Below are 20,035 nucleotides of genomic sequence, written 5' to 3' on the forward strand. Positions count from 1 at the left end.
GTAACGGTTTGTTGTGATCATAGTGAGCTTGAGATTATTTAGAAAACAACTTTTAAAAATATAAATAGAATAAAATCTGCAAAGTGTAGGGTTATTTAAAGTGTTCTCAGTTTAGAAATCTAGATTTTATCATGCGATGTTTTATGGGAAATTTGATACACAATCTTTTGAAATTATTGATAAAGCGTATGATTTTGAATGGCTCAGTGATGAGGCGATGATATTGAATCAAGTTGATGAAATAGAATGATGATCAACAATTTACATCAGAAAAAGCTGTGTTTGATCAATGCTATACAGACGTATAATTCCCCTGACAGAGCCCAGTTTGATCAGTTTATATTTGCTTTAATGCAAAAGGGCTACCTTAAATTGATAGCCCTTTTAACTTTATCCAATCAGCTTAGCGTGGAGGAAAGCCCGCTTCTGATAAAGCATCAACCACTTGTTGCTGTGTTGCTGTTGTTTCAACTTTAACACTGTGACTTGGTGGATCGGCAATCACCTTAGCATTTTCATCTACAGATTGAATTGTTTTGGTTACACCACGTGCACAACCACCACAGGTCATATTTTCAATATAAAATTCCATATCTCACCCTGCTCTAAGAAGACTTAAACTTAAGATAAACCTTACCATAATTGTAAGGTCAAGTTTTAATGTTTAAAGTTTCATCGCAACGCTTTTTCAAAAATAATTTACAGTATTTTTAAGTCGTCGATTGCTCAATTTTTTACGAATGCTAAATGCCAACCTCGGTGAATGGTTTATATACAGAATTTATGCTTTGATAGTAAACTCTGTATTGAAATTGTGAATGATAAGAACATGATGATGAATAAAGACCATTTATATTCAGTGATTTACCAAGATATCCAAGATGCTTTCGCTGAAATTCAGCAGCTTACACAAGATCAGCATTTATGTGCTATTGGTTTGGGAATGGTTGAGGATTTCTGTGGTTTCTTTTATGTAGGATGCACATTAGAACAATTAAAAACCTTTGAAGACGTCTATGAAGCATGGTGGATTTCAGAATGGAGTTGTTCAAGTACTGCCAATAATCGTGTTCACAATGCAATCACGGCTTTGTATCAGGATTTGGGAGAGGATTATACAAATGAGCAATATAGCGAATTACAAGCGCAGTATCAAAAGACCATTATTCAAGCATTACAAGATTTAAGAATACAAGGAAAATTAAAAAACCAACAGGGTGAAGAAATTATTGTCATTATTCAATATGCAGACCCATCCGATGAAGATTTTGAGGACACCAGCTTCCCACAAATTAATCCTGAGTTTTTGGTACCTTTATTTGAAAACCGCTTTCAGAAAAAAGCTGGTGAAAATTTATATGATTATCTATTAGAAAAATCAGCATTTTAAAATAAGAAACCGAGCTAAAAAGCTCGGTTTCTGAAGAATCAGTATCTAAAATTAGATATCTGAAAGATCTACACCAATGCGTGTAGCCACTTCTTCATAAGCCTCAACAACACCACCTAAACCTTGACGGAAACGGTCTTTGTCGAGTTTTTTCTTGGTGTCTTTATCCCATAGACGGCAACCATCTGGAGAGAATTCGTCACCCAATACGATACGGTCATGGAACACGCCAAATTCAAGTTTAAAATCAACAAGAAGCATGTTGCCTTGAGCGAATAAATCTTTAAGCACAACATTGACTTTTTGAGTCAATTCTTTCATTTGTGCCAATTGTTCAGCATTTGCCCAATCCAATGCAATTGCTTGAGATTCGTTCACCATAGGATCGCCTAAAGCGTCATCTTTGAAGAACAATTCAAACGTTGGTGGAACAAGTTCTAAACCTTCTTCAACACCCAAACGGCGACATAGTGAACCTGCTGCATAGTTACGCATTACGCATTCAACAGGGATCATTTGCAATTTTTTCACTAAAACTTCAGTTGGAGAAAGAAGTTTTTCGAAGTGTGTTTCAATACCAGCTGCAGCCAGTTTTTCCATGATAAAGGCATTAAAACGGTTGTTCACCTTACCTTTACGGTCTAGTTGCTCTATTTTTTCGCCATTAAATGCAGAAGCATCGTCACGGAAAACTAGAATTAGATGATCCGCGCTATCTGTTTCATAAACAGATTTCGCTTTACCAGTATAGAGCAAGGTTTGTTTTAACATGGGGGAACCTTTTGCAAAAAAAAATTGCCTAGAACGACTAGGCTGGCCAGTTTTGGTAAATCTGGGTTAATAGTTCTGCAGCTTTTTCTTTGTCTGCAAAGCTATTATCGGCGTTAAACACAGCAAGCGTGTTACTTGAACCTACGGAGGTAAGCTTCAATACATAGGTTGAATTATCGATTTTAACAGTTGCCTCATTGGCATTTTTGCTTTGGCCGATAACCTTATGATTTAAGCTACTGAGGGTCGCAAGTGCGTACTGCCAAATTGTAGCAGAATTTCCATCAATTTTGATCAGTGGATTGCCATTTCCATCAGTTAAAATTTGAGGACGACCAACACTTTCAGCTGATGCAGAAACTTCATCAGCAGGTGCACTGATTTGAGCAACATCTGGACGAGGAACTTCGTAACGATTGCCTCGTTTATTTTCAAATTTTGGTGCATGCTGAAGAGCAAGTGGGTCAACAATAGGAGCTGGATACATTGGCGTTGCAGGTCTAACTGTCGAACCTTCAGGGTAGCTAAGTGGCTCTACGGTGGTCGTGTTTTTATAATCTAAAGAACCATTGTTGATTCCAAGGGAACTACAACCCGCCAAGCTTAAAGCTGAAATGGCAAGAGTTAAACCTAAACGTAATTGCATAATACTAAGCTCTTATTAAATGAGACCCACTGCTTTGAGTTCTTCACGCAGTGGTGCACGGTATTGTTCTGCTAGGGGAGTTAATGGTAAGCGAATGCCAGTACCAATTAATTCCATTTCATGAAGTGCCCATTTCACTGGAATTGGGTTCGATTCGCAAAATAGAATATTGTTTAATTTTGCAACTTGGTCATCTTTGCTTTTCGCTGTTGTAGTATCACCTGCAATTGCAGCGGCACAAAGTTCACTCATGATTTTTGGTGCAATATTTGCTGTTACTGAAATATTGCCGTGGGCGCCTAACTGAATCAATTCACTCGCAGTCGCATCATCACCTGAATACACCACCATGTTTTTGCCTTTTAAGCCATCAATCAGCTCTTTACCACGAGGAACATCGCCAGTCGCATCTTTAATTCCTACGATTTGAGGAATATCTGCTAAACGAATTGCGGTGTCGTTGTGCAGATCTACACCAGTACGGCCAGGCACGTTGTACAGAATGATAGGTAAATCAACAGCTTCAGCAACTGCCTTATAGTGTTGAAATAAACCTTCTTGCGTTGGTTTGTTATAATAAGGGGTGACTAAAAGTGCGGCATCTGCGCCGAGTTGTTTGGCTTCTTTGGTGAGTTCAATCGCTTCGTGTGTCGAGTTTGCACCAGTACCGGCAATAATTGGAATACGTTTATTGGCAACACGGATAATTTCTTTAATTACTTCTGTGTGTTCTGCCATGCTAAGAGTAGATGCTTCGCCAGTTGTTCCGACAGCAACAATACTATTAGTGCCTTGTTCTATGTGCCACTCAACGAGCTTCTCGAGACCCTTCCAATCTACGCTGCCATCTTCAAACATAGGGGTGACGATTGCGACAATTGAGCCTTGAATGGTCTGTGCTTGCTGAGTCATTTTAAAAAAATATCCTATTTTTCCATCCACATGCGTTTGAGTAAACATGGATTGGGATGGTTGCAGTATTTTGATTTGAGCGAGAAACAATCATCTTAAAGATTGCCTAATGCTTACGCAAATTATGACTGATTCAGCGTGTCAGAACAATATGCTTTAGTCAAAGCTTGGAAATTCTTTAACAAAAGCAACAAATCACTCACATTTCCAAGCAATTTTTTTAATTTTCATTTTTTTATCCAAATTGAACAGCGTGCAGTTTTAATTCAAATACAGGGTGAAATCCATCCGCGCTAGAAAATAAGTTTCTATTGGATGGCTGAGCCTCGCCGTTTAGAATCTAGCTAACCGTTCTAGATGATTTCACGATTGATTTTGATAAGACGCTCGCAAAAGTATGCTTTTTTATTGTATGTTGAGTCATCGAATATTTAAATTTTTACGATTAAAATAATAGTCATTGGGCCAATATAAGGGTAGGGAAATGTTGCAATCTGAGCGTAGCGCCTTGATCGTTGTTGATGTACAAAATGGTTTCACTTCAGGGGGAAATTTAGAAGTTGCCTATGCTGAGCAAATCATTCCAACCATTAATCAATTGGCACTACATTTTGACAATATCGTACTGACCCAAGATTGGCATCCTGAAAACCATATTTCATTTGTTGAGAATCATCCCAACCGTAAAGCTTATGACCTGATCAGCTTAGATTACGGCCCGCAAGTATTGTGGCCATCCCATTGCGTACAAGGGACCCAAGATGCTGAATTCCATCCTGATCTAAACATACCAACTGCTCAACTGATCGTTCGTAAAGGTTTTCGTTCCCAAATTGACAGTTATTCAGCCTTTATGGAAGCCGATCATAAAACCACTACAGGCTTGGCGGGCTATCTTAAAGAGCGCGGTATAGATACAGTGTATATTGTGGGGATTGCGACAGACTTCTGTGTCGCATGGACGGCCATGGATGCCGCCAAGTTAGGTTTTAAAGCCTTTGTGATTTCGGACGCTACCAAAGCAATTGATTTACATGGTTCTTTACAACATGCATGGCAAGAAATGCTGGCTGTGGGTGTAAAACGCCTGATCTCAAAAGAGATTCTCAACACAGCATAAGCATCAAGACTTGCATCATTTGAGAAATATTACTGCTTTAAAACATCTTGCTTTAAGATAAGCCGAAATCCTCAATCTGCTTGGGTAGGGACAATGTCAGCAATTTTACGTTTTAGTCAGTTTGTACAAAAAACTTTTGCCTTGTGGGTTGTGGTGTTTGCCTTTATTGCATTATGTTTTCCAGCAGCATTTGTCTGGATGAAAGCATATATTCCCTGGGTTTTAGGGATTATCATGCTGGGAATGGGCATGACCATGACCGTAGATGAGTTTAAGAATGTCTTGTCAAATCCCAAAGCGGTTGTGATTGGTGTCGTTGCACATTTTGTGGTGATGCCCAGTGTGGCATTCTTGCTCTGTAAAGTTTTTAATTTACCACCCGAAATTGCGGTAGGAGTAATCCTTGTCGGCTGTTGCCCTGGAGGGACAGCATCCAATGTCATCACCTATATGGCCAAAGGAAATACAGCTCTATCCGTCACATGTACATCTGTTTCAACGTTTTTAGCGCCTATTTTGACACCTGCGATATTCTATGTTTTAGCCAGCCAGTGGATTCCGATTGATGCGGGTTCAATGTTCATCGATATTCTTAAAGTGGTGATTTTTCCAATTATTTTGGGCGTGATTTTAAGAAGCCTATTTAAACAAAAGACCGAGCAATATATTCAAGTGATGCCTCTAATATCTGTAATCGCCATTGTGGTGATCGTGGCGGCAATTATTGCAGCCAGTAAGGCTTCAATTTTACAATCGGGTTTACTGATTTTGGGTGTGGTGATTTTACATAATGGTTTAGGCTTTTTATTAGGCTATTGGGCAAGTCGCCTATTCAACTTATCTTATCCTGACTCTAAAGCTGTTGCGATTGAAGTGGGGATGCAAAATTCTGGTTTAGGTGTGACCTTAGCGGCAATACATTTTGCTGCATCTCCAATAACCGCAGTACCAAGTGCTATTTTTAGTTTATGGCATAATATTTCTGGACCTATTTTAGCCACGTATTGGGCAGCAAAAGCAGATAAAATGGCTGAAAATAAACAATAATACTATTTTAAAATTTACGTTTCATTTAGAGAGCTTTGGCTCTCTTTTTATTTATACTGACTTATTCTTGCGCTAACTGCTTTAAAAACTCATCTTCAGTGAGTACGCTAAAGCCATGTTGTTCGAGTAGAGCTGCAGTAACCCCTTTGCCTGATATTTTATGCCCTGAAAATGATCCATCATAAATCATCTGTGAACCACAAGAAGGACTGTTGGCTTTTAAAATAATATGTGTCACTTGATGGTATTGGGCGAGTTTTAGGGTTTTTTCTGCACCTAGAATAAATTCAGCTGAAACATCATCACCATTGGCATCTTTTACTTTGGCTTGCCCCTTTAAAACTTGATAACCATCACCACCTACGATTTCAGCAGGTTGCCGAGGTGTACTTAAGCCGCCTGAAACTTCAGGACAAATCACTACGGCTTGTTGCTTGTCTAACAGTTGTTTAAGCTTGTGTTGTAGGCAGTTCTTGGCATCGTAGCGAACATTTTCACCCACAAGACATGCACTAATCAGGTATTTTTTCATTATCTTGAGGTTAATTCGAGTTGCATTAAATCCATACCAATATCATATAAATCTGTTTTAAAGTCGATGCTTAATTTCTCTATAAAAGCAAAATTTTGATAGAATTTTTTTGCACGGGTGTTGGTTGTTAATACTTCCAAAAATACAGAAGCTTGTTGATATTCACGTGCAATATCAATCGCATTTTGCATAAGCGAAGATGCAAAATTTTTCCCAACCGCCTCTTTAAGCAAGTAAATTTTCTGTAATTCTGCACCAATAATATCTAAATGTGGTTCATATTGGTTGAGATTTAACTTGGCATATCCAATAATTTGCGCTTGTTCATTTTCCAGCAATAGCCAAACTTGATCAGGATCTCGCAGAGATTCGGACAAATTTTCTAAACTAAAATTTTGATTGAGAAAATTTTGTAGGCCTTGTTCTGACCAAAGATCAGCAAAATGTTGGTGATATGTGGTGCAGGCAAGCTGATTGAGTTGCTTGAGATGGATTGGTGTGGCTGGATAAATTTTCATTATATTTTGTCATCAAATGACGCTTTGCTATACCTTGAATTTGTATTCAATCATGGATGAATTTCATGGGATAATCAATCCGAAATAGGGAAAATGAATCTTGTTATGAGTGTGTATGTCGATCGCGCAAAAGTTCCGTTTAAAGGCCAAGAATGGTGTCATTTGATGGCAGATACACTGGAGGAATTACATCACTTTGCGCAAATGCTGGAAATCGATGCCCGTTTATTTCATCGCTCGGCCTCTTATCCGCATTATGATATTACCCTGCAAATGCGGGTAATGGCGATTGCTTATGGCGCAATTGATGCCGATCGAAAAACCATTATTGCTTGTGGAAAGAAACTGAAGTTACAACTCAATCAATCTTTATGAAGTGTTGATAGGCTGAATGAATATATTTATTAAATTCAATTTCTTATGTTTTTAGTATGCCTGTTTCGTACTTAGATATTTTTGATTCGTGTTTTAAACATTAGAAATAAAGAGTTGGTTTTTTATTTAAGCTTGATAAAACCGCATCTCCAGAAAAATACTTTATCGCGATTAAGTCTTGTCCTTATGAGAAGCACAAGAGTAGAATCTTTTATGATGAAAAATTATGAACAACGATTGTGATTAATATATGACTTTTAAAGACGGCTCAACAGAAATATCGCAAGACGAGATTATTATTCTGGCTGAAACTTTTCGACTTTTAGGAGATGCTTCACGTCTCAGAATTCTTTTATTCTGTATGCGTGGACCTAGTCCAGTTGGCGATATCTGCGAAGCACTCGATTTGTCGCAATCTTTGGTTAGTCATCATTTACGTTTATTACGTTCAGCACGTTTGGTGAAAAGTGAACGTCAGGCCAAACAAGTCTTATATGAAATCGCTGATACGCATGTCAGTCATGTTCTGTCTGATATGGCAAAACATATTGCAGAAGAGCAGTGCGGTTAAATTTTCTATTTTTCAAATCGATTTTAAAACTAAAGTGAATTTCAAAATGTGGATGCCACAAAGCAACAATCAATGACCTTGTGGCGATTTGTGCTTGATCCATATTAATCTTAATGATTATGTCCAGCATGAGGATCAATTTTTGTCGGTTTTTCAAGGCTACAGGTACTATCACCTTGCCAATCAATCGCGACAGTTGGATGTTCAATATCAAATTTGGTTTTTAATTCATCCTCAATTTGTTCGGTGAGTGTCTTGATATCAACATCTGCTTCAGGTTGGACATGTAATGTTGCCATTGCTCTTCCTGAAGTGATCATCCATACATGAATATGGCTAATTTTCTGAATGCCTTGAACGGATTTTAATAAGTGAGTGGTGATATCTGCGGTATTGGCATTGGCAGGCGCACCTTCTAATAAAATATGAATGGTTTGTTTAAACAAAGACCATGCACTGCGCAATACAAGTAATGATACAAGCACAGACAAAATCGGATCAATCGGTGTCCAACCTGAATACCAGATGACGATTGCAGCAATAATTGCAGCAACAGAACCCAATAAGTCACCCATCACATGCAGAATCGCACCTTTGATATTTACATGATCCGTATCATCTCGTGTGAGATACCATAAAACAAAGATATTCACCAACATACCAACAATTGCGACGATAAACATCGGTCCCGCAAGAACGGGTTGTGGTGATTGAAAGCGTACTATCGCTTCATAGATGATCCATCCAACAATCCCAAACAATGTTAGAGAATTGATCAGACCTGCAATCACTTCAAAGCGCATATAGCCGAAAGTCCGTGATTTATCCGCAGTACGACGACCAAAGCGGAACGCTACATATGCTAATCCTAATGCCAATGCATCCGTCATCATATGGCCTGCATCAGCTAACAGTGCCAGTGAACCAGATATGATTCCCCCTGCAGCTTCAACAAGCATAAAACTGAAAATAATGAAGAAGGAAATCAGAATTTTTCTTTCATTTCCTGTAGTTGCTTCAGGTACATGCGTGTGGTTGTGATCACTATGGCTATTATGGGGATGATTGTGATTGTGTCCCATAAGGACCTCTGGATTGGATTATTTACATATGAATATATGTTCATATGTTTGTTTTGTCAAATAGCTTCATGTTAATTTTTTACAGTAATATGAATCAAAAAATTTAAAATTTGATGTCACTAGGTGTTTAAGTTTAATAAAACACAATAAAGTTTTTAAAATGAACTGATTCACTTTTGAGCTTATTTACTTTGATGCGAAGTAAAAAAAAGGAGGCTTTTTCTCGCTAAGGGATCTTGTTGGTTTAAGTTTAAGAGGATGGTTTTTGTTTTGGTTATTTTTAAATTGATGGATCTATAAAAATTAGGCATCAAAAAATCCACACAGCCATGCTTTTCTAGAGCATATCTTGTGTGGATTTTTTGAGCAATCCAGTATTACACTTTATTACTCAGTATGAAACTTTATTACTCTCATACAAACACTAAAATCAGTAACTAATTGATTATTCAACCGTAACTGATTTTGCTAGGTTTCTTGGTTGGTCTACGTCAGTACCACGTAATACTGCAACATGATAAGACAACAACTGCACAGGTACACTATAAACAATTGGTGCTAACCAAGTATTGACCGTTGGAACATAGACAACATGTTGACGATCTTTAGCCACGATACCGCTATTTTCATCTGCAAAAACAAACAGTTCACCACCACGTGCTTGGACTTCTTCCATATTGGATTTAAGTTTATCCAGCATTTCATCATTCGGTGCAAGAATCACCACAGGCATATCATTGTCGACCAAAGCCAATGGGCCATGTTTCAATTCACCCGCAGCATAACCTTCGGCATGAATATATGAAATTTCTTTAAGTTTTAATGCACCTTCAAGCGCAATTGGGAATTCTGTACCGCGACCCAAGAACAAGCAATGCTGTTTTTCTTTAAACAGAACAGACAAACGTAAAATTTCTGCATCATTTTGTAAGGTATCTAAAATGACTTTAGGAATATGCCACAACGCAGAAGTGATTTCATCAATATGTTCAGCTGAAATGGTTTGCTTAACCTGACCAAGTTTAAGGGTCAATAACATTAAAGCCGCAAGCTGTGTGGTAAACGCTTTGGTTGATGCCACCCCAATTTCAGGACCAGCTAGGGTTAATAAATGATGATTTGTTTCACGAACCATAGATGAGGTCGCGACATTACAAATCGTCATAGTATAGATATTTGAGCCTTTTGCTTTAGCACGCTTTTGTGTATCACGTAATGCAGCCAAGGTATCCGCAGTTTCACCTGATTGGGAAATACAAACATACAAGGTGTTATCTACAATCACAGGCGAGCGATAACGGAATTCACTGGCAATTTCGACTTGGCAAGGCAGATCAATCAGTTGTTCAAACCAATATTTTGCAATCATTCCAGCATGGTAGCTGGTACCACATGCAAGCACTTGAACTTGCTGAACATTTTTAAAATCTATTTCAGCATTTTGTAAAAAGTCTTCTCGTAGTGTATTGCCATTTAAAGCTTGAGAGATCGTTTGTTGAATTGCTTCAGGTTGCTCAAAAATTTCTTTGAGCATGTAGTGTTTATACTCACCTTTAGAGGCATTACTCACGGTTGCATCCAGCTCTTTCACCGGACGATCAACCAATTGGTCATTGACAAAAACTTCAATCGTTTCACGAGTTAAACGCGCAATATCACCTTCTTCAAGATAGATAAAACGGTTGGTCACAGGTAACAGTGCCAATTGGTCTGAACTAATAAAGTTCTCACCAATACCGACACCAATGACTAAAGGTGAACCTTCACGAACAGCAATTAATTCGTTTGGGTAATCGGTATGCACAATCCCCAGTGCATAAGCACCTTTCAGTTGAGGTACGATTTCTTCAACAGCTTTTAATAGATTGGGTGATGATTTCAGTGCTTCAGTAATTAAGTGAGCAACGACTTCAGTATCTGTTTGAGATGTAAACACATAACCCAAAGCTTCAAGATCATCTTTAAGCTCTTGGTAATTTTCAATAATACCGTTATGTACCACTGCAACATGCCCAGAAATATGCGGATGGGCATTGTTTTCAGTTGGTTTACCATGGGTTGCCCAACGTGTGTGTGCGATACCCACAGAACCTAAAATATTAGACTCTGCAACCGCACCTTCTAAATTTGCAACTTTACCGACACGACGTTCACGTAAGATTTGCCCTTGATCAACCAGTGCAACACCCGCAGAGTCATAACCACGATATTCAAGACGTTTTAGGCCTTCAATTAAAATATTTGTAATGCTTCGTTCAGCAACGCCACCAACAATACCGCACATAATAATATCCTCTTATTTCTTGACCTTTTGGGGACGTTGATAATTTTCTTTCGAAATTTGTTTTGCACGTTCAAATGCAAGACTGTTGTCTGCTACATCATGGGTAATCACTGAACCCGCACCTGTGGTTGCGCCATGACCAATTTTAATCGGTGCAACCAGTGAGTTGTTGGTTCCAATAAAGGCATTATCACCAATGATGGTTTTGTGTTTATTGGCACCATCATAATTACAGGTAATTGTACCTGCACCGATATTTGAACCCGCACCAATTTCTGCATCGCCTAAATAGGTGAAATGATTGGCTTTTGAACCTAGACCAACAGAAGAGTTTTTCACTTCAACAAAGTTACCGATATGAACTTCATCTGCTAATTTTGCACCTGGACGTAATCGTGCAAAAGGACCAATGTGTACATCGGCACCAATTATCGCATCTTCAAAAACACTATAAGGTTGAACTTTGGTTCCTGCCGCAATTTGGGTATTTTTAATAATACATCCTGCACCAATTTCAACGCCATTTCCGAAAGTACATCGACCTTCAATAATCACATTAATATCAATACGAACATCCGTACCCGCCGTGAGTTGACCACGTAAATCAAAGCGTGAAGGGTCAATCAGATGCACGCCTTGCTGCATCAGTGATTTAGCTTGATAGTTTTGGAATTCTCGCTCTAATGCTGCAAGTTGAATACGATCATTCACACCTTCAACCTCAAAAGCTAATTCTGGTTGAATGGATGCGATTTCCATACCATCAGCTAAAGCCATTGCCACGATATCAGTGAGGTAGTACTCGCCTTGAGCATTGTCATTGCTGAGTTTCGGTAACCATTCATGTAATTTGGCATTGCTAACACAGTAAATACCTGTGTTGATTTCTTTAATTTGACGTTGTTCATCAGAAGCATCTTTATGTTCAACAATCGCTTGGATTTTTTCATCCTTACGTACGATGCGACCATAGCCTGTAGAATCTTCAAGCGTTAATGTGACTAGACCAATACCTGTTTGACTAGATACATCAACCAAACGTTGTAGGGTACTTTGTTGTACGCAAGGCACATCACCAGAAAGAATCAAAGAAATGCCGTCTTGGGGCAAAACCGGCAAAGTCACTTTAACTGCATGACCAGTACCGAGTTGTTCTGTTTGCTCTACCCATTGAATATTTTCATGTGCAAATGCATTTTTAACCAGATCACCACCGTGACCAAAGATTGTAATGATATTTTTTGCTTGTAATTGTTTTGCTGTTTCAATCACATGACCGAGTAGTGGGCGTCCTGCTAAAGGTTGGAGTACCTTGGGTAAACTAGAACGCATACGTGTTCCTTTACCTGCAGCAAGAATGATCACAGTTGTAGACATATCACACCTAACAGATCTGGCTTAAGCCATTTTAAAATATAAATAAATCACGATACATATTGCTGCCCAGAGGCCTGCAATAATATCGTCAAGCATGATCCCAAAGCCACCATCGACTTTTTGGTCAATGACACGAATAGGCCATGGTTTCCAGACATCAAATAAACGGAACAGTGCAAATCCAACCAGTGTCCAAATCCAATTCATTTGTCCTAAATAAATTAAAGGCAGGAAGGTGATTGATTGCCCAGCAAACTCATCCCAAACAATGCGCCCATCATCATGCACATGGATAATATCTGCGGTTTTCCCACAAATCCAAATACCGACCAATGACATGATTATGATGGCCAATATGGAGCCATAAAAACCAATTGCAAGCCAAATCGGAATAAACAAAAGCGCAAATGCTGAGCCAAATGTACCTGGTGCTTTAGGCGCTAAGCCTGAACCAAAGCCTACACCACAGAACACAATAAAGCGTTCAGCCCATGTCATACTTTTAAAGACAATCGGAGGTTTATGCAAAGTGTTGGTACCCTTGAAGTTGAAGTGGATGGTCTAAGCCATCTTTCTCAAATACAATCCCAGATTTTTGTGTAACTTGGCCGATGATTGTAGTGGTTACATTTGGTTTTAATTGCAAAAGTTTAGCATAATTTTGCATAGTTATTGTAAAGCATAACTCATAATCATCTCCGCCCGCTAAAGCATATTTCCATTGCTCATTGTTGCTGAGCTGCTTTAAAGCTGGATGAATTGGGAGTTGATTTAAATCTATTTTTGCACCGACACCCGAGGCATCTAATATATGCCCCAGATCTTGAGCAAGCCCATCTGAAACATCAATCATACTGGATGCCAAGTCATTCAACATAGCGCCTAATTCGCAGCGCGGTGTTGGGTAATCTAGACGTTGTTGTAGGGGATGTCCTAAATGCTTTAATCCAAAAGCGGCATCACCAATCGAGCCACTGACTACAATTAAATCATTGACTTGCGCGCCAGAACGGGTAATGGCTTTGCCTGTTTCAATCCAGCCCAGTGCAGTGACGGTAATGGTAAGATGTGGACTTTGCGTGGTATCACCGCCAATTAAACGTACGCCAAATTGATCGCAACAATCATATAAACCCTGACTAAATTGTTTTAGCCAGTCATGATCAATTTGGGATAGGCTCAATGCGAGTAAAATACTGTGGGGTTTTGCACCCATTGCAGCAATATCTGAAAGATTAACAGCAACAGATTTCCAGCCAATGGCATGTGGAGAGGCTTCTAGCGGAAAATGTCGACCAGCGACAAGCGTATCTGTGCAAATCACCAATTGATGATTTAAAGGTGGGGAAAGCAGCGCTGAGTCGTCACCGACGCCTAAATCAACATCAGTTTGCTGCTGACGATTGAAATAGGTCTCAATAATTGAAAACTCAGCCATGTAAAAACAACTTATTTGCTTTGTTGCTTTTCTGCTTCACGCAGGCTTGTTGCTAAACGATCTAATACACCATTGATGTATTTATGACTGTCAGCACCACCAAAGTGTTTTGCCAGCTCAATGGCTTCATCGAGTACAACTCGATAAGGGACTTCAAGATGGTCTTTGAGTTCGTATGCACCCAAACGTAATGTAGCAAGTTCTACACCGTCTAATGCACTCAGTTCACGATCTAGAACAGGAACAAGTAAAGCATCCAATGCTTCATGGTTTGCGATCACGGCTGTGAGCAACTCATGATAATAGCCGAGATCCACTTTATGCATTGCGTTTTCAACACGTGTACGTGCTTCAATTTCATGCACTGGGTTGTGGCTCATTTGCCATTCATAAATCCCTTGTACAGCAAAGCGACGTGCTTTACGTTTTGCTGCATAAGTAGCTTGGAGTGTTTGCGACATGCTTTAAATTGCCTTTAACAGGTTAACCATTTCAATAGCAGTAAGGGCAGCTTCACCACCTTTATTACCTGCTTTTGTACCAGAGCGTTCAATCGCCTGTTCAATACTGTCCGTAGTCAATACACCATTGATCACAGGTAGGCCAGTATCTAAACCAACTACACCTAAACCTTTGGCACATTCACCTGCAACGAAGTCGAAATGTGGCGTACTACCACGAATCACTGCGCCAAGTGCGATCACTGCATCGAATTTACCAGAAGCTGCTAATTTTTTAGCCACAACTGGAAGTTCCCATGCGCCCGGTGCATGAACGACAGTGATATTATCGTCGCTTACACCATGACGATGCAATGTATCAATTGCACCTTCTAATAAATGTTCAACAACAAAGCTGTTAAAACGACCAACTAAAATCGCGTAACGGTCTTCGCTCGCGAGATGTAATAAACCTTCAATTCGGCGAATCGCCATGGCAACCTCGATAATTTAACAGATAAGTGGTTGTACAGACTGCTTTTATTTCCCAACTAGAAACCTAATTGAGTAATACAAGCCATCTGATTAAAAATTATTGACCGGTTTTTTGGTCAGCAGTGATGTATTCCACCACTTCTAAATTAAAACCTGATAATGCATTAAAACGTAATGGTGAGCTAAGAAGTTTCATCTTTTCAACACCGAGATCACGTAAAATTTGTGCACCAACACCAATCGTTTGATATTGCTGTGAAAGTGCGGCATTTGATTTTGTTGGTTTTGGCTTACCAAGTTCTGCTAAAGCAGGGCCTAAGTCAGATAGATGACGTTGACCAATCCAGACCAAAACCCCTCGATCACTCTCAGCAATTGTTTTGAGTGCTTTATCTAGGTTCCAAGCAGGCTCACCATCTTTTTTATTAAGTTTCAATAAATCACGTACAGGGTTGAAACCATGTACGCGGACAGTTGTCACACCTTGTTGCGGTTCACCTTTAACCAAAGCCAAATGAATGTCTGGATTACCAATTTCACGGTAACGGTATAAATCAAAGGTACCGTATTCAGTATCTATGCTTTGTTGATCCAATCGTTCTACTGTTTGTTCATTGGTCATACGATAATGAATCAGATCAGCAATTGTACCAATTTTTAAGCCATGTTTTTCAGCAAATACTTCAAGATCTGGACGACGTGCCATCGTGCCATCTTCATTGATAATTTCACAAATCACAGATGCCGGCTCTAAACCCGCTAAACGAGATAAGTCACAGCCAGCTTCAGTATGTCCAGCACGGTGTAATACACCACCTGGTTGTGCCATCAATGGGAAGATATGCCCAGGTTGTACTATATCAGCAGGTTTGGCATGAGCAGCAACTGCAGTTTGTATGGTATGGGCACGTTCTGCGGCAGAAATACCCGTGGTAATACCATTTGCAGCTTCAATAGAAAGCGTGAAATTTGTACTGTGTTGTGCGCCATTATGGTCGACCATTAATGGTAGATCGAGTTGCTTACAGCGGTCACGACTTAGTGTTAGGCATACAAGACCACGAGCATGGGTGATCATAAAGTTGATGTCTTCAGGGCGTACGTGTGTTGCAGCAATGACTAAATCGCCTTCATTTTCACGATCCTCGTCATCCATGAGGATAACCATTTTACCTGCACGGATATCTGCTACAAGCTCTTCAACAGTATTGAGCGGCATCAACCTTCACCTTTTTGTTCTGTCGTATGACATTTTCATTGAATATATTCGGAGCATAGTCTAACGTGTTTTTACGTATTTTGCCTATGCTTATCATCTTCCTTTGAGATAGATAGTTATACACAAGCTTGTAGGGCAATGAAAAGAGAAGAAAAATGATTTATCGTGATTTAGTATAAAGATCAGACACTCATTTCGAAAAAAATAAGATGAACTTATCGGAAATTGAGCGTAATAAAAGAAAAACCCTCACACTTTAAAAAAGAGGAGGGCTTGATAGATGGTAAATACTTAATTCTCTGAGATTACTTCAGAGTTTGGTGTATTTTTCTTTCCTTTTAAAATCTCAGTACGAATATTTTGTGCAATTTCAGCACAGTCATTATTCATACCATTGATCATAAATGAATGACGAGTCAACACATTGGTTGGATTTGGTAAGGCAACCAATTGATAACAATCACCAATATGCTTGAGCTGATCATTACTTAAATACAATGCCATTTCTTTGGCAATTAAATGGTTCACCAAGCGCTCAGCCGCTTGAGACGCATCAAGTTGCATTGCCTCTACTGAGGTGGTGATCGCACAACGCGTCTGTAAAACAAAGCGCTTATCTTCACGGTAACGTTTATACAGAACTTCTGACAATAATTGAAATACCGAACCAACCATTAATATAGATTGTGCTGCATTGGGTTTTTCAGCATCAATACTCAGGATTGCACCATTCTGATTAAATTCTTGATGAATGGTGAAAGCTTTTGCATTCAATTTGAAATGCTGTGCGCAAAGTTCAATACTTTTATTAAGAAAAATCTGACATAAATTAAAATAAGGCAGTGAAACCGATTGGTTGACCGTATTCATCAGTTGCTTTGGATCATAGTACTGAATATTCAGCGCCAAAATCTCTTGGTCATTTTCCAGTGTCGTGGTTACAGGTGTTTTGGGTTCAGGTTTTGCTTTGGCTTGTGCTTGTTGTTGAGCTTGCGCAATCGCAATCGTGCGATTGGCTTTCTCAGCTTCAAGTGCTTCTGTCAATTGTTGAATTTCGTGTTTTAAACGGGCTTCATTGTTGATACGAGCCAAATATTCACTACGTGTTGGGCGAGCGATGGCACGATAGGCCAGCCATAAAAAGGCATGAATCAATAATGACACTAAAATAGCCAGCCATTGGGTACGTAAAATTTCACCAATACTTGGCTTGATCAAGGTAATTTCAATTGTGCCAACTTTTTTCTCGTTCTGTAATGCATCACGAACAAACACTTCACCTTGACGAGTTTTTGCCATACCACTGGTTGCCAACACTTGTTTTTTCGCATCAAGTATTCGAATCGAAGCCACACTTGGATTGGTCGCATAGCGATTTGCCAATAGCGCCAATGACACAGTATTTGCGGGTTCGAGTTCAGACAGGCTGTCCGTGACCAATTGACTGGTCATGAGTTGGCCTTGGCTGGCACGGTTTTCATTTAATTGATGTGTTGTTGCAACTACCAATAAAAAGGTATGAAATGCAAAACTTACAATAAGTAGGCTAGCAAATAGCCCTTGTCTTGGCGCATTCAACGTAAACTTCCAAAGCAAAAAATTTCGATTTCGATTATGATTCTTCCAATTGTTGTAGCTCAGACCCGAGTCAATTCATGCGAGAAATCATTCTTATTTCATTTTTAGGACCTGACCAACCCAATCAGTTTACTCGATTAATGCAAGTGTTGTCCGTACATTCTTTGCAAATATTAGATGTAGGGCAGGCGGTCATCCATAATCAATTGACTTTAGGTATTGTAGTGTCGTCAAACGATCAAACTGCAACAGCTTTAGCCATGAAAGACATCCTTATTTTAGCACATGATATTGGTTTAACAGTTCGTTTTAAGCCGATTTCAGGCGCAGAATATGACCAATGGGTGAGTGAAGGTGGGCGTACACGTTATATCGTGACCGCTTTAGCACCAGAGCTCACAGCCGAACATCTGCAAGCGGTGACCAATATTGTTTCAAGTCAAGGTTTTAACATTGAAACCGTAACTCGTTTATCGGGTCGTCCCGAGCGTAACGGAGGCCAAGATGGACTGAAGCGTTCATGTGTTCAATTTGGCTTGAGTGGGCAAATGCTTGATGCACAGGCGATGCGTGCCGCATGTTTACGGCTTTCTGCTGAATTAAATATTGATGTTGCTGTACAAGAAGACAATGCCTACCGCCGTAATCGCCGCTTAGTTTGTTTCGATATGGACTCGACTTTGATTGAGCAAGAAGTAATTGACGAACTTGCCAAAGAAGCAGGGGTGGGCGATAAAGTCGCTGAAATCACTGAACGTGCAATGCAAGGGGAGTTAGATTTTCAACAAAGTTTCCGTGCACGGGTTGCATTACTGAAAGGCCTTGATGCCAAAGTATTGCCACAAATTGCTGAGCGATTAACCGTGACAGAAGGTGCTGAGCGTTTAATCTCGACACTAAAATCATTGGGTTATAAAACTGCGATTTTATCTGGGGGATTTCAGTACTTTGCTGAATTTCTTCAAGAAAAACTGGGCATTGATGAAGTGCATGCCAATATTCTTGATGTTGAAAATGGTGTTGTGACAGGTGAGGTTAAAGGGCATATCGTTGATGGTGCACGCAAAGCGTATTTATTGACTGAGTTGGTTGGGAAAATGGGGATTTCACCTGAGCAAGCGATTGCGGTTGGAGATGGTGCAAATGATTTACCAATGCTTTCAATTGCTGGGCTCGGTGTGGCTTTCCGTGCTAAACCTGTGGTTCGTCAAAATGCCAATCAAGCCATTTCAAGCGTAGGTCTAGATGGTGTGCTTTATCTTTTAGGTGTGCATGATAAAGATTTATCACGTGCTTAAATGACTTGGATTATATTGCAGAATCATGACAAATAGCGACTTTAAGTCGCTATTTTTTATTTGAAAATGAATTACTTTGCTGTGATTAGTGGTCAATAAAACAACTTGATCAAACTATTGGTTTTAGAACTTAAAAAAAGATTTTCTAGTATTAAAAGCTGTATGTATTTTTTTGTAATGACACTGCATGATTGATGGTAAATAGATTGTGAGAAAAACAGGATTCTTAAAAAATGTAATGACAAATGAATGTGGCGACAAAGTGTGTCGTTTAACCAGAAAACAGCTCTTTCCTTCTCATAAAAACTATACATAATGCAATGCATAAGCTTCTATAAGGTGATTTAAGAAAAATTATAAAGCTTGAAATTGTTGTGAAACACCTATTTAAACGGTTTTTTTAAAAGGCATCATTTTGACGGAGGTTGTTATGGTATCAACAACATTTGCAACATTGATTGGATTCGGTCTAATTGCTGCAGCGTTGGCTACCGTTTTCTTTTCCCCTTATCGTCATTGGTTAGGGTTTATGTTTGCAGGCATGATCTTCTGGGGCATCTTGGAAGCAATGCGTTATAGTGTACAGAACATCTTTGATATTTCGGTCGCATATAGCTATTTAACCGCGATTATGTTGGCGATGTCTGCATTGATTGCACTTTTATTACGTGAAGATAGCCGTGCACAAAAAGCATTGGCAAATCGTCAATATATTGAACATACACCAGTCTATGAAGATGAATAAGTTTTGAGTGAAAACTTCAGTCAATATGAACGCTAAGATAACAATAGTGACTTTAATTACACGAAAAAAATCAATTTAGACATTCCAAGGTATATCATAATGGTATACCTTTTTTTCAGTTTATACTTTGCTCTGAAAGCCATGTCTACGCAATGACAGTTATGTTAGGATGAGCAAATTCGAATCTAATTTAAAAA

At 39.2% G+C, this 20,035-nt stretch carries 22 protein-coding genes; 7 read left to right on the forward strand and 15 right to left on the reverse strand.

Annotated features, from left to right (window positions below; translation table 11 throughout):
• Positions 1-403 precede the first annotated feature (403 nt).
• Positions 404-592 carry a heavy-metal-associated domain-containing protein gene (locus ACG9ZL_RS14830; RefSeq protein ID WP_419360579.1) on the reverse strand — a complete coding sequence of 63 codons (189 nt, stop codon included), beginning with the start codon at positions 590-592 and terminating at the stop codon, positions 404-406.
• Positions 593-829: 237 nt separating this feature from the next.
• Between ACG9ZL_RS14830 and ACG9ZL_RS14835 the strand changes: the two genes are divergently transcribed.
• Positions 830-1,390 (forward strand): DUF4303 domain-containing protein, encoded by a 561-nt coding sequence (locus ACG9ZL_RS14835; protein ID WP_419360581.1) that lies wholly within the window; start codon positions 830-832, stop codon positions 1,388-1,390.
• Positions 1,391-1,441: 51 nt separating this feature from the next.
• Here the strand turns inward: ACG9ZL_RS14835 and purC are convergent, their stop codons facing one another.
• The 3 genes from purC to dapA are packed head-to-tail and all read right to left on the reverse strand — an operon-like array spanning position 1,442 to position 3,719.
• Positions 1,442-2,161: a phosphoribosylaminoimidazolesuccinocarboxamide synthase gene (gene purC, locus ACG9ZL_RS14840; RefSeq protein ID WP_419310213.1), complete on the reverse strand. Its 720-nt coding sequence runs from the start codon at positions 2,159-2,161 to the stop codon at positions 1,442-1,444.
• Between the two features lie 37 nt (positions 2,162-2,198).
• Entirely contained in the window at positions 2,199-2,807 is a 609-nt protein-coding gene (locus tag ACG9ZL_RS14845; RefSeq protein WP_336952534.1) for a lipoprotein-34 precursor (NlpB), read from the reverse strand.
• A gap of 15 nt (positions 2,808-2,822) precedes the next feature.
• Positions 2,823-3,719, reverse strand: a complete 897-nt coding sequence (gene dapA / locus ACG9ZL_RS14850; RefSeq protein ID WP_336952533.1) for a 4-hydroxy-tetrahydrodipicolinate synthase — start codon at positions 3,717-3,719, stop codon at positions 2,823-2,825.
• 484 nt (positions 3,720-4,203) lie between these two features.
• On the opposite strand from dapA, the gene pncA reads away from it, so the two are divergent.
• Together pncA and ACG9ZL_RS14860 are read left to right on the forward strand one after the other, a co-directional pair.
• Positions 4,204-4,839: a bifunctional nicotinamidase/pyrazinamidase gene (pncA, locus tag ACG9ZL_RS14855; RefSeq protein WP_419360582.1), complete on the forward strand. Its 636-nt coding sequence runs from the start codon at positions 4,204-4,206 to the stop codon at positions 4,837-4,839.
• A 93-nt stretch (positions 4,840-4,932) separates the two neighbouring features.
• Complete coding sequence (locus tag ACG9ZL_RS14860) at positions 4,933-5,886, forward strand: bile acid:sodium symporter family protein (protein ID WP_419360584.1); 954 nt, start codon at positions 4,933-4,935, stop codon at positions 5,884-5,886.
• Positions 5,887-5,947: 61 nt separating this feature from the next.
• Here the strand turns inward: ACG9ZL_RS14860 and ACG9ZL_RS14865 are convergent, their stop codons facing one another.
• Both ACG9ZL_RS14865 and ACG9ZL_RS14870 read right to left on the reverse strand, forming a co-directional pair.
• On the reverse strand, positions 5,948-6,418 hold the full coding sequence (locus ACG9ZL_RS14865) for a 2-thiouracil desulfurase family protein (RefSeq protein WP_336952529.1): 471 nt from the start codon (positions 6,416-6,418) through the stop codon (positions 5,948-5,950).
• On the reverse strand, positions 6,418-6,936 hold the full coding sequence (locus ACG9ZL_RS14870) for a GNAT family N-acetyltransferase (RefSeq protein ID WP_336952528.1): 519 nt from the start codon (positions 6,934-6,936) through the stop codon (positions 6,418-6,420). The genes ACG9ZL_RS14865 and ACG9ZL_RS14870 overlap by 1 nt, the downstream gene beginning before the upstream one ends.
• A gap of 105 nt (positions 6,937-7,041) precedes the next feature.
• On the opposite strand from ACG9ZL_RS14870, the gene ACG9ZL_RS14875 reads away from it, so the two are divergent.
• Together ACG9ZL_RS14875 and ACG9ZL_RS14880 are read left to right on the forward strand one after the other, a co-directional pair.
• The gene (locus tag ACG9ZL_RS14875) at positions 7,042-7,311 is read left to right on the forward strand and encodes a DUF4031 domain-containing protein (protein WP_004718783.1); all 270 of its coding nucleotides are present in this window, start codon (positions 7,042-7,044) and stop codon (positions 7,309-7,311) included.
• Between the two features lie 250 nt (positions 7,312-7,561).
• Complete coding sequence (locus tag ACG9ZL_RS14880) at positions 7,562-7,882, forward strand: ArsR/SmtB family transcription factor (protein WP_004718782.1); 321 nt, start codon at positions 7,562-7,564, stop codon at positions 7,880-7,882.
• Between the two features lie 110 nt (positions 7,883-7,992).
• Here the strand turns inward: ACG9ZL_RS14880 and ACG9ZL_RS14885 are convergent, their stop codons facing one another.
• The 9 genes from ACG9ZL_RS14885 to ACG9ZL_RS14925 form a co-directional block, all read right to left on the reverse strand.
• Entirely contained in the window at positions 7,993-8,964 is a 972-nt protein-coding gene (locus tag ACG9ZL_RS14885) for a cation diffusion facilitator family transporter (RefSeq protein WP_419360586.1), read from the reverse strand.
• A 445-nt stretch (positions 8,965-9,409) separates the two neighbouring features.
• Positions 9,410-11,248, reverse strand: a complete 1,839-nt coding sequence (gene glmS, locus ACG9ZL_RS14890) for a glutamine--fructose-6-phosphate transaminase (isomerizing) (protein ID WP_419326923.1) — start codon at positions 11,246-11,248, stop codon at positions 9,410-9,412.
• A 12-nt stretch (positions 11,249-11,260) separates the two neighbouring features.
• Positions 11,261-12,625 (reverse strand): bifunctional UDP-N-acetylglucosamine diphosphorylase/glucosamine-1-phosphate N-acetyltransferase GlmU, encoded by a 1,365-nt coding sequence (gene glmU / locus ACG9ZL_RS14895; RefSeq protein WP_419360588.1) that lies wholly within the window; start codon positions 12,623-12,625, stop codon positions 11,261-11,263.
• 21 nt (positions 12,626-12,646) lie between these two features.
• The gene (locus ACG9ZL_RS14900) at positions 12,647-13,123 is read right to left on the reverse strand and encodes a phosphatidylglycerophosphatase A family protein (RefSeq protein ID WP_336952600.1); all 477 of its coding nucleotides are present in this window, start codon (positions 13,121-13,123) and stop codon (positions 12,647-12,649) included.
• Positions 13,124-13,145: 22 nt separating this feature from the next.
• On the reverse strand, positions 13,146-14,063 hold the full coding sequence (thiL, locus tag ACG9ZL_RS14905) for a thiamine-phosphate kinase (RefSeq protein WP_419360590.1): 918 nt from the start codon (positions 14,061-14,063) through the stop codon (positions 13,146-13,148).
• Positions 14,064-14,074: 11 nt separating this feature from the next.
• The gene (gene nusB / locus ACG9ZL_RS14910; RefSeq protein WP_004718751.1) at positions 14,075-14,524 is read right to left on the reverse strand and encodes a transcription antitermination factor NusB; all 450 of its coding nucleotides are present in this window, start codon (positions 14,522-14,524) and stop codon (positions 14,075-14,077) included.
• Positions 14,525-14,527: 3 nt separating this feature from the next.
• Positions 14,528-14,998 (reverse strand): 6,7-dimethyl-8-ribityllumazine synthase, encoded by a 471-nt coding sequence (ribH, locus tag ACG9ZL_RS14915; protein ID WP_004718750.1) that lies wholly within the window; start codon positions 14,996-14,998, stop codon positions 14,528-14,530.
• A gap of 97 nt (positions 14,999-15,095) precedes the next feature.
• The gene (gene ribBA / locus ACG9ZL_RS14920; protein WP_336952522.1) at positions 15,096-16,217 is read right to left on the reverse strand and encodes a bifunctional 3,4-dihydroxy-2-butanone-4-phosphate synthase/GTP cyclohydrolase II; all 1,122 of its coding nucleotides are present in this window, start codon (positions 16,215-16,217) and stop codon (positions 15,096-15,098) included.
• Positions 16,218-16,508: 291 nt separating this feature from the next.
• Positions 16,509-17,795, reverse strand: coding sequence for a hypothetical protein (locus tag ACG9ZL_RS14925; protein ID WP_419360592.1), 1,287 nt, complete (start codon positions 17,793-17,795; stop codon positions 16,509-16,511).
• A 77-nt stretch (positions 17,796-17,872) separates the two neighbouring features.
• On the opposite strand from ACG9ZL_RS14925, the gene serB reads away from it, so the two are divergent.
• Together serB and aciT are read left to right on the forward strand one after the other, a co-directional pair.
• Positions 17,873-19,093: a phosphoserine phosphatase SerB gene (gene serB / locus ACG9ZL_RS14930; RefSeq protein WP_419360594.1), complete on the forward strand. Its 1,221-nt coding sequence runs from the start codon at positions 17,873-17,875 to the stop codon at positions 19,091-19,093.
• A 430-nt stretch (positions 19,094-19,523) separates the two neighbouring features.
• Positions 19,524-19,838, forward strand: coding sequence for a ciprofloxacin tolerance protein AciT (aciT, locus tag ACG9ZL_RS14935; RefSeq protein WP_336952519.1), 315 nt, complete (start codon positions 19,524-19,526; stop codon positions 19,836-19,838).
• Positions 19,839-20,035: the final 197 nt, after the last annotated feature.

The sequence above is a fragment of the Acinetobacter legionensis genome (genome assembly GCF_048551735.1).
Lineage (GTDB): Bacteria > Pseudomonadota > Gammaproteobacteria > Pseudomonadales > Moraxellaceae > Acinetobacter.

What these genes read in the sequence shown, in the direction of transcription:
- ACG9ZL_RS14830 (WP_419360579.1), bottom strand. Translation starts at nt 592, where the DNA reads ATGGAATTTTATATTGAAAATATGACCTGTGGTGGTTGTGCACGTGGT.
- ACG9ZL_RS14835 (WP_419360581.1), top strand. Translation starts at nt 830, where the DNA reads ATGATGATGAATAAAGACCATTTATATTCAGTGATTTACCAAGATATC.
- purC (WP_419310213.1), bottom strand. Translation starts at nt 2,161, where the DNA reads ATGTTAAAACAAACCTTGCTCTATACTGGTAAAGCGAAATCTGTTTAT.
- ACG9ZL_RS14845 (WP_336952534.1), bottom strand. Translation starts at nt 2,807, where the DNA reads ATGCAATTACGTTTAGGTTTAACTCTTGCCATTTCAGCTTTAAGCTTG.
- dapA (WP_336952533.1), bottom strand. Translation starts at nt 3,719, where the DNA reads ATGACTCAGCAAGCACAGACCATTCAAGGCTCAATTGTCGCAATCGTC.
- pncA (WP_419360582.1), top strand. Translation starts at nt 4,204, where the DNA reads ATGTTGCAATCTGAGCGTAGCGCCTTGATCGTTGTTGATGTACAAAAT.
- ACG9ZL_RS14860 (WP_419360584.1), top strand. Translation starts at nt 4,933, where the DNA reads ATGTCAGCAATTTTACGTTTTAGTCAGTTTGTACAAAAAACTTTTGCC.
- ACG9ZL_RS14865 (WP_336952529.1), bottom strand. Translation starts at nt 6,418, where the DNA reads ATGAAAAAATACCTGATTAGTGCATGTCTTGTGGGTGAAAATGTTCGC.
- ACG9ZL_RS14870 (WP_336952528.1), bottom strand. Translation starts at nt 6,936, where the DNA reads ATGAAAATTTATCCAGCCACACCAATCCATCTCAAGCAACTCAATCAG.
- ACG9ZL_RS14875 (WP_004718783.1), top strand. Translation starts at nt 7,042, where the DNA reads ATGAGTGTGTATGTCGATCGCGCAAAAGTTCCGTTTAAAGGCCAAGAA.
- ACG9ZL_RS14880 (WP_004718782.1), top strand. Translation starts at nt 7,562, where the DNA reads ATGACTTTTAAAGACGGCTCAACAGAAATATCGCAAGACGAGATTATT.
- ACG9ZL_RS14885 (WP_419360586.1), bottom strand. Translation starts at nt 8,964, where the DNA reads ATGGGACACAATCACAATCATCCCCATAATAGCCATAGTGATCACAAC.
- glmS (WP_419326923.1), bottom strand. Translation starts at nt 11,248, where the DNA reads ATGTGCGGTATTGTTGGTGGCGTTGCTGAACGAAGCATTACAAATATT.
- glmU (WP_419360588.1), bottom strand. Translation starts at nt 12,625, where the DNA reads ATGTCTACAACTGTGATCATTCTTGCTGCAGGTAAAGGAACACGTATG.
- ACG9ZL_RS14900 (WP_336952600.1), bottom strand. Translation starts at nt 13,123, where the DNA reads ATGACATGGGCTGAACGCTTTATTGTGTTCTGTGGTGTAGGCTTTGGT.
- thiL (WP_419360590.1), bottom strand. Translation starts at nt 14,063, where the DNA reads ATGGCTGAGTTTTCAATTATTGAGACCTATTTCAATCGTCAGCAGCAA.
- nusB (WP_004718751.1), bottom strand. Translation starts at nt 14,524, where the DNA reads ATGTCGCAAACACTCCAAGCTACTTATGCAGCAAAACGTAAAGCACGT.
- ribH (WP_004718750.1), bottom strand. Translation starts at nt 14,998, where the DNA reads ATGGCGATTCGCCGAATTGAAGGTTTATTACATCTCGCGAGCGAAGAC.
- ribBA (WP_336952522.1), bottom strand. Translation starts at nt 16,217, where the DNA reads ATGCCGCTCAATACTGTTGAAGAGCTTGTAGCAGATATCCGTGCAGGT.
- serB (WP_419360594.1), top strand. Translation starts at nt 17,873, where the DNA reads ATGCGAGAAATCATTCTTATTTCATTTTTAGGACCTGACCAACCCAAT.
- aciT (WP_336952519.1), top strand. Translation starts at nt 19,524, where the DNA reads ATGGTATCAACAACATTTGCAACATTGATTGGATTCGGTCTAATTGCT.